Origin of the sequence: Halopseudomonas maritima, assembly GCF_021545785.1 — a bacterium.
Taxonomy (GTDB): domain Bacteria; phylum Pseudomonadota; class Gammaproteobacteria; order Pseudomonadales; family Pseudomonadaceae; genus Halopseudomonas; species Halopseudomonas maritima.
Genome location: NZ_CP079801.1, coordinates 2,138,886 through 2,154,643, shown reverse-complemented (window position 1 = coordinate 2,154,643; position 15,758 = coordinate 2,138,886). Strand labels below are relative to the sequence as shown.

Sequence of the window (15,758 nt, the reverse complement as noted above, 5' to 3'; positions counted from 1 at the left end):
TGCGGTTTTTTGTTGATTTTCCGATCAGGCACAGGAGATACGCCGTAGTACAAATCCAGAGCGTTTTGCCACATGCTCGCATGGTGGAGTGGGCACCGGGGTTCGTCCCGTTTACGCGGGCGAGTAGCGCAGATTTGTCGGGAAAAAGAGCCACAGGATGTCTGAGGGGGCGGAGCCCCCGAGTTTTGTGGCTCACCTCGCCGGCCACCCCGATAAATCGAGCAACGCAGCGAACCCGCAGGGCCGCGTAGTCGGGTGCCCCGGGGGATCGCCAAGGGGGGCTGGGCAAGCAGCCCCCTTGGCTCGCCGGGAAGGCGAAAAGCTGGCTCGACAACAGCCCGGTACAGAAAGCAGTCAACCGAAAGTGAAGATCACCTCAAAAACCCCCGATCAACCAACAAAAAACCCGCATCACTGCGGGTTTTTCGTGTCTGACGGAATCACACCCCCATCGGTTTGACCCCGATCCAGGCGCCATGCAGGTAGAAGGCAAAAGCCGCCCAGGCGACCAGGCCGACCACAACCACCACCGCATCCATCACCGGCTTGCCCTTGCCGTAGCTGACACCGGCGGCCCGGTCACGCTTGCGTGAAACCACGAACAACGCGGTCGCCCAGGCAAGAAAGCCGCCAAACAGCAACAGGTCGGCCAGCGAACCGTTGGCAATCAGATGCGCCAGCGCCCAGAACTTCACGCCCAGCAGCATCGGATGACCGATGCGCGCCTTGATGCAGGAACCGGGAATGTAGGTCGCAACGATCAGAATAAACGCGGGAATGGTCAGCAGCGCGGCCAGATGGCGCGTCCAGACCGGCGAGATCCACAGCCAGGTCGGGCTCATACGGGCCTGGCCGTAACCGTAGATGATCAACACAAAACCGACAATCGACACCAGCGCGTACAGCCCTTTCCAGGCCAGCGGCCCGTTGCTGGCAATGAACGAGGCGCGCTTGTCAGCGGCAAACAGGCGGGCAGAGTGCATGCCCAGAAACAGCAGCAGACCCAGTATCAGCAACAGCATCACGGAACTCCATTCATTATTGTCAGGGATCTATCAGCGTCCCTTTATCTTTATCCCGGCAGCAGCCCGGGGTTCGGGCTACGGCGCCAGGGTCTGGGCGGTTTCGTTTACCCACCTGCCAGCGGCAGGCGGGCGAACAAAATGGCAGAGCCCCTATGGTTACTGCAAACGTGCGGTCACCGTCCCCCCGTCGCTGGTTTCCAGCACCAGGGCGCCGGTGTTATCCAGGTGGAAGCGAGTGACGTTCTCCAGTGCTTTCAGGAACTTGGTCTCCTGCCCGTTCAGCGCTGGTGCACAGGCCTTGCGGGTACTGGTCAGTTGGCTGAAGCCAAGCTGCTGACCATTGAGCTCATAGGCGCCTACGTAGTTGTTGCAGCTGGCCAGCCCGGAAACACGGCCGTCGTTACCGAAGCGCAGCGTCATCCGCGAGCTGTCGATGATGCCCTGACGATTGATGTCCTCAACCACCCATTCACCGGCCTGCAACACCAGCGCACTGGCCGGTTCGCATTCGGGAAAGGTTTCGCCCTTGATAGTAAGCATGCCCTTGGCTCCCTGGTTCCAGAAACTGGTCGTGCTGTCATCCGGTGCCACATAGCGGGCGCCCGACGCGCTGGCTACGCGCTTAAGAATGTACTGCCCCTGCATGGCCTCGATCAGCGCCTCTTCATCGTGCAGGGTGACCCGCAGCGGAATACCGCCGCACTGCAGGATCATCACTCCGTTGCTGGGCAACCCCTGCTCAGCCGGGGGCGGTGGAGGCGGGGACTGGTCGGTCTCGTACAGGCCCGCACAACCAGCCAGCAGGCCAGTCAGCAGCAGCGTCGCCGCCAAACCTTGGCGTTGAATCATCGTTTAACTCCTTGATGAAGGTGAATACCGTCCAAGCATAGCCTCAGCCGGCGTTCTGAGCACCCTGCAATCCGTCTGGCAGGTGAATGACGCCCTCCAGATAGAGCACCGTGTGCCCGCTGATCAGCACCCGCTCATCCGCCACCTCGCAGTACAGATACCCGCCACGCGCCGAGGCCTGATAGGCACGCAGCGTGCGCCGGCCCAGGCGCTCAGCCCACAGCGGTGCCAGCCCCGCATGGATGGAGCCGGTAACCATATCCTCCAGCCCACCATTGGCGGGCCAGAAATAACGCGAGACAAAATCCACCTCACGTCCTGGCGCCGTAACAACCACGTCCCGCGGCGCCAGACGCGTCAGCAGCTGCGGGTCAGCCTGCAGTGAACGCACCGCGCGTTCGTCTGCGTATACCGCAAACCAGGCCTGATCACTGACCAGCACCTCCTCCGGCGGCAGCGACAGCCCCGCCAGCAGCTCCGGTGGCACCTGCGAGACCGCGACCGGCGGCAGCCGCGGAGCGGACATCTGAATCAAGCCACCTTCGCCGCGGCGCAGCTCCAGCTCACCCACCGCTGGCGCGCTGAAGGTCAGCTGCTGGCAAGCCGGGTCACGGCTGAACACAACATGCGCACTGGCCAGGGTCGCGTGGCCGCAGAAGTCGATTTCAGCCAGCGGTGAAAACCAGCGAATCGCAAAGTGGCCAGGCTGCTGCTCGACCAGAAAAGCGGTCTCCGAGACATTGTTCTCGGCCGCGATGGCCTGGAGCAGGGTATCGGGCAGCCAGCATGACAGCGGCACAACCGCCGCATAGTTGCCGCCAAACAGGCGATCGGTAAACGCGTCGACTTGATAAAGAGGTAGTTTCATCGTGCAGCTCCAGCGGCAAAAGGGTCAACCTACCCCGGCTGGGCCACAGGGCAGCGGCACAGTCGAGGGTGAAGAGAGGAGTACAGTTGCGCCGCCCCGGTCAGAAGCCGCGCCCTTCGGTGCGCAGGAAGGCCGACTCTGCGGCCGTGGAGGGTCGCAGCAGCACCTCGTTACGATGCGGATAGCGGCCGAAGCGCTTCAGGATTTCCAGGTGCTGACGCTCCGATCGCAGGTTGTCCTCCAGACCCGGTGCACTGAACAGCATCAGCGCCTGCTCGTGAATGACCAGAGACTCACTGTGCATGAAGGGCATGTACATAAACGCGCGCAGCTTGATTGGCAGTTGCTGGTCATAGCCGGCAGCAACCGCCTCCTGGGCCAGTACCAGAGCGATGCCATCGCTGGCAAAGGCACGTGGGGTGTCACGCCAGATATTGCGCGAAAACTGGTCAAGCACAATGATCTCGGCCAACCGCCCCAGCGCCGTACCACGCCAGTTCATCAGCTCGCCACGCTCGGCGCGCCCATGCAACGACGCAAATCGCTCGCGCATAAAACGATCCAGGCCAGGGTCTACCCGCCACCACTGCACCGGCTTGAGCTCACCAAACCAGAACTCGATCACCTCTTCCACCGCCGTCACTCACATCCCCCTTGGGCATTTTCACTACAGGCCCGGGCAAACCGCAGCCGGAGACGCCCTATCAGCCGCCTGCCGCCAGCATAAACCACAGCTGGCGCGCTGTTCACTTTTTAGACATCAATTCAAATCTTGGGTATTATGCGCGCCTGCTGAGTCATCAGCCCATCACATTGCCCGCTCAGGATGAACCTCTGATCGGCACTTTTATGCATTAACTCCAGACGTTAATCGCGTTTTTTACTGCAGGCATGCTGCAGATCATGGCCCGTCCGCTGGCGCGCCATAATGCTTTCGACAATAAATGTGTGAATAGCCTCTATGTCAAAATCCAATATCATCGCCATTGCTTCCCCCCCCGCGTCCGAGTTTGATGCCGACGCGGTACGCCACCAGCGCTTCAAGGTCTACACCGCCAAGCAGCTGGACCAGATTCCGCAGCTACAACAGCTGAGCGCCGAACAGCGCTTTGAAATGCAGGTGGTGGCCAACGTGCTGCCGTTCCGGGTCAACCAGTACGTCATCGACGAGTTGATCGACTGGCACCAGGTACCGGCCGACCCGATCTTTCAGCTCACCTTCCCGCAGCGTGGCATGCTCAAGCCGGAGCACTACGATCGCGTGGCCGAGGCCATGCGCAGCGAGCTGCCGGCCGCCGAGCTCAAGGTACTGATCAGTGAAATCCGCGCCGAGCTCAACCCGCACCCGGCCGGGCAGCTGGAACACAACATCCCGATGCTGGACGGCGAAGTCGTCGAGGGTCTGCAGCACAAATACCGCGAGACCGTGCTGTTCTTCCCCAGCTCCGGTCAGGTCTGCCACAGCTACTGCACCTTCTGCTTTCGCTGGGCACAGTTTGTCGGCGACAAGGACCTGAAGATCGCCGCCCGCGAATCCAACCAGTTGCAGGACTACCTGCGCGCCCACCCGGAAGTCACCGACGTACTGGTCACCGGCGGCGACCCGCTGGTGATGAAAACCCGCAACCTGCGCGCCTACCTGGAGCCGCTGTTGAGCGAGGAGTTCGATCATATTCGCACCATTCGTATCGGCTCCAAGGCGCTGACCTTCTGGCCCCAGCGCGTGGTTACCGATGACGACGCCGAGGACCTGCTCGCCCTGTTCCGCGAGATTCAGGCCGCCGGCAAGCACCTGGCGCTGATGGCCCACTACAACCACTGGCAGGAGCTGGAGCCGGCCATCGCCCGTGAAGCTATTCGCCGTATCCGCGAGACCGGCGCGCAAATCCGCGCCCAGGGCCCGCTGCTGGCGCACATCAACGACGATGCTGAGGTCTGGGCACGCCTGTGGCAGACCCAGGTGGAGTTGGGCATCATCCCGTACTACATGTTCGTCGAGCGCGACACCGGCGCCCGCCACTACTTCGAGGTGCCGCTGGTCAAGGCTTGGCAGATCTACCGTGACGCCATGCAGCAGGTCTCGGGCATCGCCCGCACCGCGCGCGGCCCCTCCATGAGTTCACATCCGGGCAAGGTAGAAATCCAGGGCGTCACCGAAATCAACGGTGAGAAGGTGATTGCGCTGCGCATGATTCAAGGCCGCAACCCGGACTGGGTACAGCGCCCCTTCTTTGCCAAGTACAACGAAGACGCCACCTGGCTCAATCACCTTGAGCCCGCCTTTGGCGAGGAACGCTTCTTCTTCGACGACTGAGGCCAGCATCGATCAACCCCGCCGGCCTCTGCGCGGCCTGTGGCGTTGATCTGCGCACCTCACGCAATGCGCCCGGTGGTTCAGCATGCCTCCGGGCTCTTTTATACTGCGCACCTCACCCCCGAGGTCCGTGCATGAAGCCCCAACTGATCCCCACCGCAGACGTTGATCGTCTCGATACCTGGCAAAAATACCGCAAGGGCCTGTGCGACAGCTGCCGCGCCACCTGCTGCACGCTGCCGGTAGAAGTTCACCTGGAAGACCTGATCCGTCTGGAGCTGGTGGATGAGTTCGAGCGCGGCGAGCCACTCAAGCAGATCGCCAAACGCCTGCAAAAGGCCGGCGTGGTTGAGCGCTTTCACCACAAGAGCGGCGTCTTTACCCTCAGTCGCATGAGCAATAGCGACTGCCTCTATCTGGATACCCGCAGCCGTCGCTGCACGGTCTACGAACGCCGGCCCGCCACCTGCCGCAACCATCCGCAGATTGGCCCGCGCCCAGGTTACTGCGCCTATCAGGGGCAGCCGACCTGAAATGCAAAACGCCGCCCCAAGGGCGGCGCTTGCGATGCAGCTTTTACCTCAACGGATTAGTACGGGCAGTTACCGCGATAGTCGGAAATCTGCGAGTCGGAGGTGTGGTTCGGGCCACACAGGAACTGCTTGTAGCGCGCATCCTCATCCAGGTGCAGCTTCATCCAGGACACCCCGAAGCGACTCAGCACATCGTTGTAGATGCTGCCGCCGTTGCCGCAATAGTGGCTGCCGTTGTTGATCTCGACAAACGCCTTGTCGATGCTCGATGGCAGCGCGTTGTAGAACGGCGAAGCGTGCTGGTAGACCGGTGCAATCACGTCAGACTCACAAGCAAAGATCAGCGTCGGCGCCTGCGAGCGGCCTGCGTAGTAGCTGGTGGTATCCCACGGCGCCAGCGGAATGGCTGCCTTGATGCGGCCCTCGCGAGCAACGCGCAGGGTGCCACCGCCGCCCATGGACCAGCCGATCACACCCAGGCGATCGGTGTCGATCATGCCGCGCACCGGGCTGGAGCTGCTGCTGTTCTGACCGATCAGGTAATCCAGGGCATTGTTGATCTGGCGCCCGCGGCTGCCCGGCTGATCAAAACCACTGTTGGTATCGATGGTCATCACCACAAAACCGTAGGACGCCAGTTTAGGGCCCCACCAGTCGATTGACGATTCGGCAGAAACAAAGCCCGGGATCACGACAATCGCCGCCATGGTGCCGGTGGTGCCTGTCGGGTAGTGAATGGTGCCGCCACCAAAGCCGCTGACCAGGCTGGATACGCGACTGGTACGCACGCTGTATTGACCACGGTCGGCTTCCAGGAAGCTGACGCTCGGATCCGGGCCGCGCTGGTAGGCAGAGCTGCCGCCATCACCCGGGTCTGGGTTTGGTGCAGGGTTATTGGCAAGGGCCGGCAGTGCGCAGAGCAACGCCGCACCGGCAAGCGCTGAACGCAGGGCAAACTTGGGCTTGGAGTTCATTGTTATTATCCATCCTGTTCCGTTGTTGTTATTGCGCCGCCGATATCAGCAAACATCGACAACGGGTCAGGCCGGATTAAACAAAACTCACAGACGCACAAAAATCACCCATATATGTGACGCTACAAAAGCTCGCCGCCGATGGCGACAGAGCAGCATTGCCTCACAAGTTGATCATTAAAACTAAGCTGCTGATATACCTATAAATACAGCCAAATAAAGAACGAACATTCATTATTAAAGCAACTATACCGCCACGCCAAACCACCCAAATATGTGATCCGCTACTTACAACTTTGCGGACGTAGCATTATCAGTTGAATCAAATACCAGCCAGAAAAAACACCGGGCCTGACATCAGGCCCGGTGTTTTTGCTCTGCTCTATTAATACGGGCAGTTGCCGCGATAGTCAGAAATCTGCGAGTCGGACGTGTGGTTCGGACCACACAGGAACTGCTTGTAGCGCGCATCTTCGTCCAGGTGCAGCTTCATCCAGGACACCCCGAAGCGGCTCAGCACGTCGTTGTAGATGCTGCCACCGTTACCGCAGTAATGACTGCCACCGTCAATTTCCACAAAGGCCTTGTCGATGCTGGACGGCAGCGCATTGTAGAACGGCGAGGCGTGCTGATAGACCGGCGCGATCACATCCGACTCACAGGCAAAGATCAGTGTCGGCGCCTGCGAACGGCCTGCGTAGTAGCTGGTGGTGTCCCAGGGAGCCAGCGGGATAGCCGCCTTGATCCGCCCCTCGCGGGCTACGCGCAGGGTGCCGCCGCCGCCCATGGACCAACCAATGACACCCAGACGATCGGTGTCGATCATGCCGCGTACCGGGCTGGAGCTGCTGGTGTTCTGGCCAACCAGATAATCCAGCGCGTTGTTGATCTGGGTTGCGCGGCTACCCGGCTGGTCAAAGCCGCTGTTGGTGTCGATAGTCATCACAACGAAGCCATAGGACGCCAGCTTGGGGCCCCACCAGTCAATGGACGACTCAGCCGAAACAAAGCCCGGGATGACCACAACAGCGCCCATGGTGCCGGTTGTGCCAGTCGGGTAATGGATGGTGCCGCCGCCAAAGCCGCTGACCAGCCCTGAGACGCGGTGATCATCGACGTTGTACTGACCACGACTGGCTTCCAGGAAGCTGACGCTCGGGTCTGGGCCGCGCTGATAGACAGAGCTGCCGCCGTCGCCCGGATCCGGGTTTGGTGCGGGGTTGTTGGCCAGGGCCGACATCGAGAACATCAGCGCGCTGGCGCCAAGCAGGGTCGCAAGGCCTTTCTTGTTGAAGGGCATGAGTAGAGTCTCCGTGAATCATCGTGCGAATATTGTTTTTGTACTACGGCGATGCATTTCTGCGAATAGAATCTATTCGAGAAGGGTCTGCTACTGTATCCACTCATTACCCGGCAGCCAGCGCCCATTCAGGTGAGGTGGCACGCACCCTGTCACACTTTAGAAAGCGCCGGCCAACTGTTTTGCCCAGACAAAGAAAAACCCCCGCCGGGTAAGCCCGGCGGGGGTTTTTAGGCAGCGCGCGGGCTTTTAGCCCTTGCTGGCGCGCTTGCGGTCGGTTTCGTTCAGCAGCTTCTTGCGCAGACGAATCGACTTGGGCGTTACTTCAACCAGCTCATCGTCATCGATGAACTCCAGCGCCTGCTCCAGGGTGAACTTGACCGGCGGTACCAGCTGGATGGTTTCATCCTTGCCGGACGCGCGCATGTTGTCGAGCTTCTTGCCCTTGGTCGGGTTGATGACCAGATCGTTGTCACGGCTGTGGATACCGGCCAGCTGGCCTTCGTAGATATCCTGACCCGGCTCCAGGAACAGCTTGCCGCGGTCCTGCAGGGTTTCCAGCGAGTAGGTCAGCGCCTTGCCGGTTGCCATGGAGACCAGTACGCCGTTCTGACGGTGCGCAACATCACCCTGCTTGACCGGGCCGTAATGGCTGAAGGTGCTGGTGATGATGCCGGTACCGGAGGTCATGGTCAGGAAGCTGTTACGGAAGCCGATCAGGCCACGCGCCGGAACAACGTACTCCAGACGCAGACGACCCTTGCCATCCGGCACCATGTTGCCCAGGTCGCCCTTGCGCAGACCCATCTGCTCCATGATCGGACCCTGGTGCTGCTCTTCGATGTCGATGGTGACGTTCTCGTACGGCTCCTGCTTCTCGCCGTCGATTTCCTTGATCACTACCTCAGGACGGGAAATACCCAGCTCGAAGCCTTCGCGACGCATGGTTTCGATCAGTACCGACAGGTGCAGCTCGCCACGCCCGGATACCTTGAACTTGTCAGCGCTGTCGCCTTCTTCAACGCGCAGAGCCACGTTGTGCAGCAGTTCTTTCTCCAGACGCTCCTTGATGTTGCGGCTGGTAACGAACTTGCCTTCTTTCCCGGCGAACGGCGAGTCGTTGACCTGGAAGGTCATGCTGACGGTCGGCTCGTCGACGGTCAGCGCCGGCATGGCTTCAACGTTCTGCTGGTCACACAGGGTGTCGGAGATGAACAGCGGATCAAAACCGCTGATGCAGATGATGTCGCCCGCCTGTGCTTCTTCCACTTCAACGCGCTGCAGACCGTGGTGACCCATGATCTTCAGGATACGGCCGTTGCGCTTCTTGCCGCTGGCGTCGATGGAGGTGACCGGGGTGTTGGTCTTGACCTTGCCGCGACGGATACGGCCGATGCCGATAACACCCAGGAAGCTGTTGTAGTCCAGCGCAGAGATCTGCATCTGGAAGGGACCGTCGAGGTCAACGTCTGGAGACGGAACACGGTCAACGATGGTCTGGAACAGCGGGGTCAGGTCCTCGGACATTTCTTCCGGGTCCATGCCGGCGATGCCGTTAATCGCGGATGCGTAAACGAACGGGAAGTCCAGCTGCTCATCGGTGGCACCCAGGCTGTCGAACAGGTCGAACACCTGATCGATCACCCAGTCAGGGCGCGCGCCCGGACGGTCAATCTTGTTCACCACGACAATCGGACGCAGACCGGCCTGGAAGGCCTTCTGGGTGACGAAGCGGGTTTGCGGCATCGGGCCGTCTACCGCGTCGACCAGCAGCAGTACCGAGTCAACCATGGACATAACGCGCTCAACCTCGCCACCGAAGTCGGCGTGGCCGGGGGTGTCTACGATGTTGATGTTGTAGCCGTTCCATTTAATGGCGGTGTTCTTCGCCAGAATGGTGATGCCGCGCTCCTTCTCCTGGTCGTTGGAATCCATGATCCGCTCGGAATCCAGCTCCTTGCGATCCAGAGTACCGGACTGACGCAGCAGGGCATCAACCAGCGTGGTTTTACCGTGGTCAACGTGGGCGATGATGGCGATATTGCGGAGATTCTCGATCACTGTGAGTGTCCTGAGTGGCGCGGCGCGAGCCGGCATACTGAAAAAAAGAGGGGGGCATTATACAGAGACGGGGGTTACAGTGGGTGTTTTTTGTTCAAGCGCGGAGCGCGGATTCTGCAAGACTAATGCGAGATGCTCGCTGAAGGCTTGAGGCTAAAGGCTGGAAGGCTAACTATTGAGTCAGCAGAGAAACATCGAGCACGCCTGAGCTTCGTCAATCGACGAGGGCCATAGCTCGCCCGGCCTGAAGCCTCCAGCTTCCAGCCAAGCGATGCCGTACTTCGACACCGTTCAGCTTCAGCGCGCGGGCCTTTCTGCTCATCAGCGTTGCGGATGCTAAGGAGGATAAACGCGGGAAGACAGACGCCGAAGTCAGTAGATATGCTCCGAGCATGTCTGAACTTCGCCAACCAACGGGGCCATAGCTCGCGTGAGCTGAACCTTCCAGCCTCCAGCCTTCCGCCTCCAGCCAAGCGCTGTTAGCGCTTCGGCCTCAACACCCGCACATTCCCATACCCCTCATCGAGCAGATACTGCGCGTGCAGTTGGCTCATGACGCCTTTCTCGCAGTACAGCAGGTAGGCGCGGGAGGGGTCTAGGTCGGGGAAGCGGCTGTTGAGGGTGTAGAAGGGCACAGGTTGCACTTCTATACCGTCCAGCTGCAGCGGGCGGGCTTCCTGCTCATCCGGGTGGCGGATGTCCAGCACGATCTGGCCGGTCAGTGCCTGCTCGACGATCTCTACCGGCGAGCCCTCCTCCATCATTTCGCCCAGCTCGCTGCATTCGGAGTACGCAGCGTTCTCCACCGCCTGCGACAAGACCTCGAAGTTGAAGCTGGCCTCGGCTGCTTCAACCCGCGGCACCGTGGTACGGATGGCCGGTCCGACGGAGATGACGCCGCAGTATTCCGGCATGCTGCTGGAAAACTCCAGCGTACCGATACGGCGCGCGATATCGATGATGTCGAGTTTGCTGGTGGTAATCAGCGGACGCACCACAAAGCGCTCGGCGACCTGATCAATCACACTCAGATTGGGCAGGGTCTGGCTGGCCACCTGGGCAATCGCCTCACCGGTGACCAGCGCGTCGATGCCCAGACGGTAAGCCACCCGGTCCGCCGCGCGCAGCATCATGCGCTTGAGCACCACGCCCATCTGGCTGTTCTCGACGTTCTGCAGAATCTCCGCCACCACGCCCTCAAAGGGCACACTGACAAAACGCAGACGGTGGCTGGTGGCATAACGCTCCCACAGATAGTGCGCAACCTGACGCACGCCCAGCTCATGGGCACGACCACCGAGGTTAAAGAATACAAAGTGCGGCAGCAGCCCACGCTGCAGCATCTGGTAGCTGGCGACGGTGGAGTCAAAGCCACCCGACATCAGACTCAGTACCGGCTCCATGGTGCCCAAGGGGAAGCCACCCATGCCCTCATGACGCGCCTGAATCAGATATATCTTCTGATCGCGAATCTCGACATGCACCTCAACCTCCGGCGCCTTCAGCGACACCCCGGCCGCCCCGCAGCGGCGATTGAGCGCGCTGCCCACCTTGATTGCGACATCCTGCGAAGAGAACGGATGCGAACCCACGCGCTTGCAGCGCACGGCGAAGGTCTTGCCCTGCAGTTGCTCGCCCACGTTGGCCACGCACAACTCGATCAGCTCATCGATACTGCCCAGCGGGTACTCATGCACCTCAAAACAGTGGGAGATACCGGGTGTATTGCGCAGCCGCTCGATACACCGCTGCTGCAGCGCCGGATCGGGGCCAAGATTGACCTCCAGACTGTCCCAGTTACCGTTGACCCGCGCCTGGGGGTCAACCGCCGACAGCACCTTCTTCAGGTTGCTTTTGAGCTGGGCGATAAAGCGCTTGCGGACCTGGCGGCTCTTGATGGTAATTTCGGGGAAGAACTTGATGATCAGTTTCATGGGCTGGTATATGGTGCGCAAAGCGCTGCATTATACCCGCAGCCAGCGCACCGCGCTTGGGTAACTGTCGAACGCAAAGGCACCAAAACAGTGCAAAGCCAGACCAGGCTGCACCAACAAGGTGCTCGATATTGGTGCGCGACCCCGGCTTTTACCGCAAAAGGCCCCTGAGACAGGGGTTCACAGGCCATGCTCCGAAATGGCACACCTTTTGCTCACTTGTAATGCAACCGAGCAGCGGCCCCGCCGCTGGACGTAATATAAAGGCGCCAGACCTGCTGTCTGGCAAACGATTCCTTTTGGAGGAAACCATGTCGAAAGCGATGCAACTGATCAACGAGCATGACGTGAAGTGGGTAGACCTGCGCTTCACCGACACCAAGGGCAAGCAGCAGCACGTCACCATGCCCGCCCGTGACGTCAACGAGGACTTCTTCGAAGACGGCAAGATGTTCGACGGCTCCTCCATTGCCGGCTGGAAAGGCATCGAAGCATCCGACATGATCCTCATGCCCGATGACAGCACTGCCCTTCTGGACCCCTTCACCGAAGAGCCGACGCTGATCCTGGTGTGCGACATCATCGAGCCTTCCACCATGCAAGGCTACGAGCGCGACCCGCGCGGTATCGCCAAGCGCGCAGAAGAGTATATGAAGTCCACCGGTATCGGTGACACCGTATTCGTTGGTCCGGAGCCGGAATTCTTCATCTTCGACGAAGTGAAGTTCAAGTCCGACATCTCCGGCTCCATGTTCAAGATCTTCTCCGAGCAGGCCTCCTGGAACACTGACGGCGACTTCGAGACTGGCAACAAAGGCCACCGTCCGGGCGTCAAGGGCGGCTACTTCCCGGTTCCGCCGGTCGACCACGACCACGAAATCCGTACTGCCATGTGTAACGCCATGGAAGAAATGGGCCTGACCATCGAAGTTCACCACCACGAAGTGGCGACTGCTGGCCAGAACGAAATCGGCGTGCTGTTCAACACCCTGGTGAAGAAGGCCGACGAAGTACAAACCCTGAAGTACTGCGTACACAACGTAGCTGACGCGTTCGGCAAGACCGCTACCTTTATGCCGAAGCCGCTGTACGGCGACAACGGTTCCGGTATGCACGTTCACATGTCCATCGCCAAAGACGGCAACAACACCTTCGCTGGCGAAGGCTACTCCGGCCTGTCTGACACCGCTCTGTACTTCATCGGCGGTATCATCAAGCACGGTAAGGCACTGAACGCGTTCACCAACCCGTCCACCAACTCCTACAAGCGTCTGGTCCCGGGCTTCGAAGCACCGGTCATGCTGGCCTACTCCGCCCGCAACCGCTCCGCCTCGATCCGTATTCCTTACGTTTCCAGCCCGAAAGCACGCCGCATCGAAGCTCGCTTCCCTGACCCGGCTGCCAACCCCTACCTGTGCTTCGCCGCACTGCTGATGGCGGGTCTGGACGGTATCCAGAACAAGATCCACCCTGGCGATGCAGCCGACAAGAACCTGTACGATCTGCCGCCGGAAGAATCCGCACAGATCCCGCAGGTGTGCGGCAGCCTGAAGGAAGCACTGGAGTCCCTGGACGCCGGTCGCGAGTTCCTGACCAAGGGCGACGTGTTCACCAACGAATTCATCGACGCCTACATCGAGCTCAAGAGCGCCGAAGAAATCAAGGTTCGCACCTTCGTTCACCCGCTGGAATACGACCTGTACTACAGCGTCTGATCCTGCTGCGGTTGCAACACGCAAAAAGGGGCGCCCACTCGGGCGCCCTTTTTTTACGCCTGTCGCCAGCATCACACCGGCAGTTGCCAGCATCGGCATACGGTGCCAGCATGAAGACTCGTCTCAAGGAGAGCACCATCATGTCGCGCACCCTACTCGCCGTCCTGTGCAGCGCCCTGCTCTGCACCACGCCCGCCTGGGCCGATGTGTACACATGGACAGACGCCAACGGCAATACCGTTTATTCCGACAAACCCAACCCCAATGCCAAGCGCATTGAGGTCAGCACGCCCAACAGCATGGACGCGCCCAAGCCGATTCCCGCCTATCAGAGCAGCAGTGCCAGCAGTAGCAGCGCAGGCTCCGGCAACAGCGTCACGCCCACCGGCAGCTACCGCCGACTGGAAATCACCAGCCCGGCCAACGACACCGCCGTACGCGCCAACGATGGCAACGTTACGCTCACCGTCGTGCTGAATCCGCCACTGCGCGCCGGCCATCTGCTGCGCGCGCGTATTGATGGCAGTCTGAGCGAGCAGGCACTGCCCGGTGCCGGCCAGGCCGAAGCCAACCTGACCGTCACCAACCTGGATCGCGGCTCACATCTGGTCGAAGCCGTCGTCACCAACAGCAAGGGTGAGCAGATCAGCGCCAGTACTGGCATCACGCTGCATGTCCAGCGCACCTCACTGAACCAGCCCGGTCGTGTAGGCGCGGCCAACCAGGCACCCACCGCACCCGCAGCGCCGACCGCGCCCAACGTACCCCGCCCGCCTGCCACCACCCCCTGAGCACTGCTACAGCCCGGCGCGCCGGGCTGCCTTTTTGCACCATTATGGTGCATACTGCCCGTCGAGCGCACCGCCTTGCGCACCATCGCCATGCGCAGCTATCCCCCCTGACCGAGCAACGCACCCTATCCCGGCTGCCGTCAGCAGCGCTGGAACCCCGCACTACGGGGCCTGCCCCCTCAACAGGCGCGGCAAACGGCAAGCCGTCACAGAAACGGGCAATTGTTTGCCAGGGTCCGGAACAACGCGCCCTGAATTGGATCGCTTCTTGCATTTCCCTGTGCAAACCACGGATACCGCTATGCTGCCCGACCGATTTTTACGCCAGATTCTCGACAACCTGACCACCGCCGTCCTGCTGCTGGACGGCGAGCTGCGCCTGAGTTTTATGAACCCCGCTGCGGAAATGCTGCTGGCAGTCAGCGGCCAACGGGTCTATCAGCAGCCGGTCGCAGACCTGTTCACCGACACCGCTGCGGCGCTGGAGTCACTGCACAACGCCGTCGAGCAGGGCCACCCCTTTACCAAGCGCGAAGCCCAGCTGACCCTCAGCAACGGCCAAAGCCTGATGGTCGATTATTCGGTCACGCCGATCATCGCCGCCAATCGCAACTGGCTGCTGATTGAGCTATATCCGCGTGACCGTCTGCTGCGCATCACCAAGGAAGAGGCCCAGCTGTCCAAACAGGAAGTCACCAAGGTGCTGGTACGCGGCCTGGCGCACGAGATCAAGAACCCGCTTGGCGGCATTCGCGGCGCAGCGCAGCTGCTGTCGCGCGAGCTGCCCGATGAGGCGCTGAAGGACTACACCGACGTCATCATCGAAGAGGCCGACCGGCTGCGCAATCTGGTCGACAGCATGCTCGGCCCCTATCGACCGCCCGCCCTGCGCGCCATCAACGTGCACGAAATCACCGAGCGCGTCTGCAGCCTGATTGAGGCCGAAACCCAAGGTGCGCTGCGCATCCGCCGCGACTACGACCCCAGCATCCCCGACGTACAGGCCGACCGCGAACAGCTGATTCAGGCGCTCCTCAACATCGTGCGCAACGCCATGCAGGCGCTGGCTTCCGCCGGTCCTCTGGAGCAAGGCGAGATCACCCTGCGCACTCGAACGCTGCGCCAGTTCACCATCGGCCAGACGCGCTATCGACTGGTCTGCCGGGTCGAGGTGATCGACAACGGCCCGGGCATTCCGGCCGACATCGTCGAAAGCATTTTCTATCCGATGGTCAGCGGCCGTGCAGATGGCACCGGACTCGGCCTGTCCATCACGCAGAACATCATCAGCCAGCATCAGGGCCTGATCGAGTGCGACAGCGAACCCGGACAAACCATATTCACCCTGTTCCTGCCACTGGAACTGGACGGGAGCGACTGAGCATGCCCCCTAT

At 60.8% G+C, this 15,758-nt stretch carries 13 protein-coding genes; 5 read left to right on the top strand and 8 right to left on the bottom strand.

The annotated features are described in order from the left end of the window. Window positions 1-440 precede the first annotated feature (440 nt). The 4 genes from HV822_RS09880 to HV822_RS09865 form a co-directional block, all read right to left on the bottom strand. On the bottom strand, window positions 441-1,022 hold the full coding sequence (locus tag HV822_RS09880; protein ID WP_238869826.1) for an NnrU family protein: 582 nt from the start codon (window positions 1,020-1,022) through the stop codon (window positions 441-443). A gap of 159 nt (window positions 1,023-1,181) precedes the next feature. Further along, window positions 1,182-1,874, bottom strand: a complete 693-nt coding sequence (locus HV822_RS09875) for an META domain-containing protein (protein WP_238869825.1) — start codon at window positions 1,872-1,874, stop codon at window positions 1,182-1,184. 43 nt (window positions 1,875-1,917) lie between these two features. Continuing rightward, the gene (locus HV822_RS09870; protein WP_238869824.1) at window positions 1,918-2,742 is read right to left on the bottom strand and encodes a PhzF family phenazine biosynthesis protein; all 825 of its coding nucleotides are present in this window, start codon (window positions 2,740-2,742) and stop codon (window positions 1,918-1,920) included. A 100-nt stretch (window positions 2,743-2,842) separates the two neighbouring features. Further along, window positions 2,843-3,385: a DUF924 family protein gene (locus HV822_RS09865; RefSeq protein ID WP_238869823.1), complete on the bottom strand. Its 543-nt coding sequence runs from the start codon at window positions 3,383-3,385 to the stop codon at window positions 2,843-2,845. A 318-nt stretch (window positions 3,386-3,703) separates the two neighbouring features. Here HV822_RS09865 and HV822_RS09860 point away from each other — a divergent pair, with 318 nt between their 5' ends. Together HV822_RS09860 and HV822_RS09855 are read left to right on the top strand one after the other, a co-directional pair. Then, window positions 3,704-5,056 (top strand): KamA family radical SAM protein, encoded by a 1,353-nt coding sequence (locus HV822_RS09860; RefSeq protein ID WP_238869822.1) that lies wholly within the window; start codon window positions 3,704-3,706, stop codon window positions 5,054-5,056. A gap of 134 nt (window positions 5,057-5,190) precedes the next feature. Beyond that, the gene (locus HV822_RS09855; protein ID WP_238869821.1) at window positions 5,191-5,589 is read left to right on the top strand and encodes a YkgJ family cysteine cluster protein; all 399 of its coding nucleotides are present in this window, start codon (window positions 5,191-5,193) and stop codon (window positions 5,587-5,589) included. Window positions 5,590-5,645: 56 nt separating this feature from the next. Here the strand turns inward: HV822_RS09855 and HV822_RS09850 are convergent, their stop codons facing one another. The 4 genes from HV822_RS09850 to thiI all read right to left on the bottom strand — a co-directional run bounded on the left by HV822_RS09850 (window position 5,646) and on the right by thiI (window position 11,858). Beyond that, the gene (locus HV822_RS09850; protein ID WP_238869820.1) at window positions 5,646-6,563 is read right to left on the bottom strand and encodes an alpha/beta hydrolase family protein; all 918 of its coding nucleotides are present in this window, start codon (window positions 6,561-6,563) and stop codon (window positions 5,646-5,648) included. A gap of 385 nt (window positions 6,564-6,948) precedes the next feature. Then, complete coding sequence (locus HV822_RS09845) at window positions 6,949-7,863, bottom strand: alpha/beta hydrolase family protein (RefSeq protein WP_238869819.1); 915 nt, start codon at window positions 7,861-7,863, stop codon at window positions 6,949-6,951. A gap of 249 nt (window positions 7,864-8,112) precedes the next feature. After that, window positions 8,113-9,924, bottom strand: a complete 1,812-nt coding sequence (gene typA / locus HV822_RS09840) for a translational GTPase TypA (protein WP_238869818.1) — start codon at window positions 9,922-9,924, stop codon at window positions 8,113-8,115. A gap of 479 nt (window positions 9,925-10,403) precedes the next feature. Continuing rightward, window positions 10,404-11,858, bottom strand: coding sequence for a tRNA uracil 4-sulfurtransferase ThiI (thiI, locus tag HV822_RS09835; RefSeq protein ID WP_238869817.1), 1,455 nt, complete (start codon window positions 11,856-11,858; stop codon window positions 10,404-10,406). 311 nt (window positions 11,859-12,169) lie between these two features. Between thiI and glnA the strand changes: the two genes are divergently transcribed. The 3 genes from glnA (at window position 12,170) to glnL (ending at window position 15,745) form a co-directional block, all read left to right on the top strand. Then, on the top strand, window positions 12,170-13,573 hold the full coding sequence (glnA, locus tag HV822_RS09830; RefSeq protein WP_238869816.1) for a glutamate--ammonia ligase: 1,404 nt from the start codon (window positions 12,170-12,172) through the stop codon (window positions 13,571-13,573). Between the two features lie 110 nt (window positions 13,574-13,683). Then, window positions 13,684-14,364, top strand: a complete 681-nt coding sequence (locus tag HV822_RS09825; RefSeq protein WP_238869815.1) for a DUF4124 domain-containing protein — start codon at window positions 13,684-13,686, stop codon at window positions 14,362-14,364. Between the two features lie 301 nt (window positions 14,365-14,665). After that, window positions 14,666-15,745 (top strand): nitrogen regulation protein NR(II), encoded by a 1,080-nt coding sequence (gene glnL, locus HV822_RS09820; RefSeq protein ID WP_238869814.1) that lies wholly within the window; start codon window positions 14,666-14,668, stop codon window positions 15,743-15,745. The last annotated feature ends 13 nt before the right edge of the window (window positions 15,746-15,758 follow it).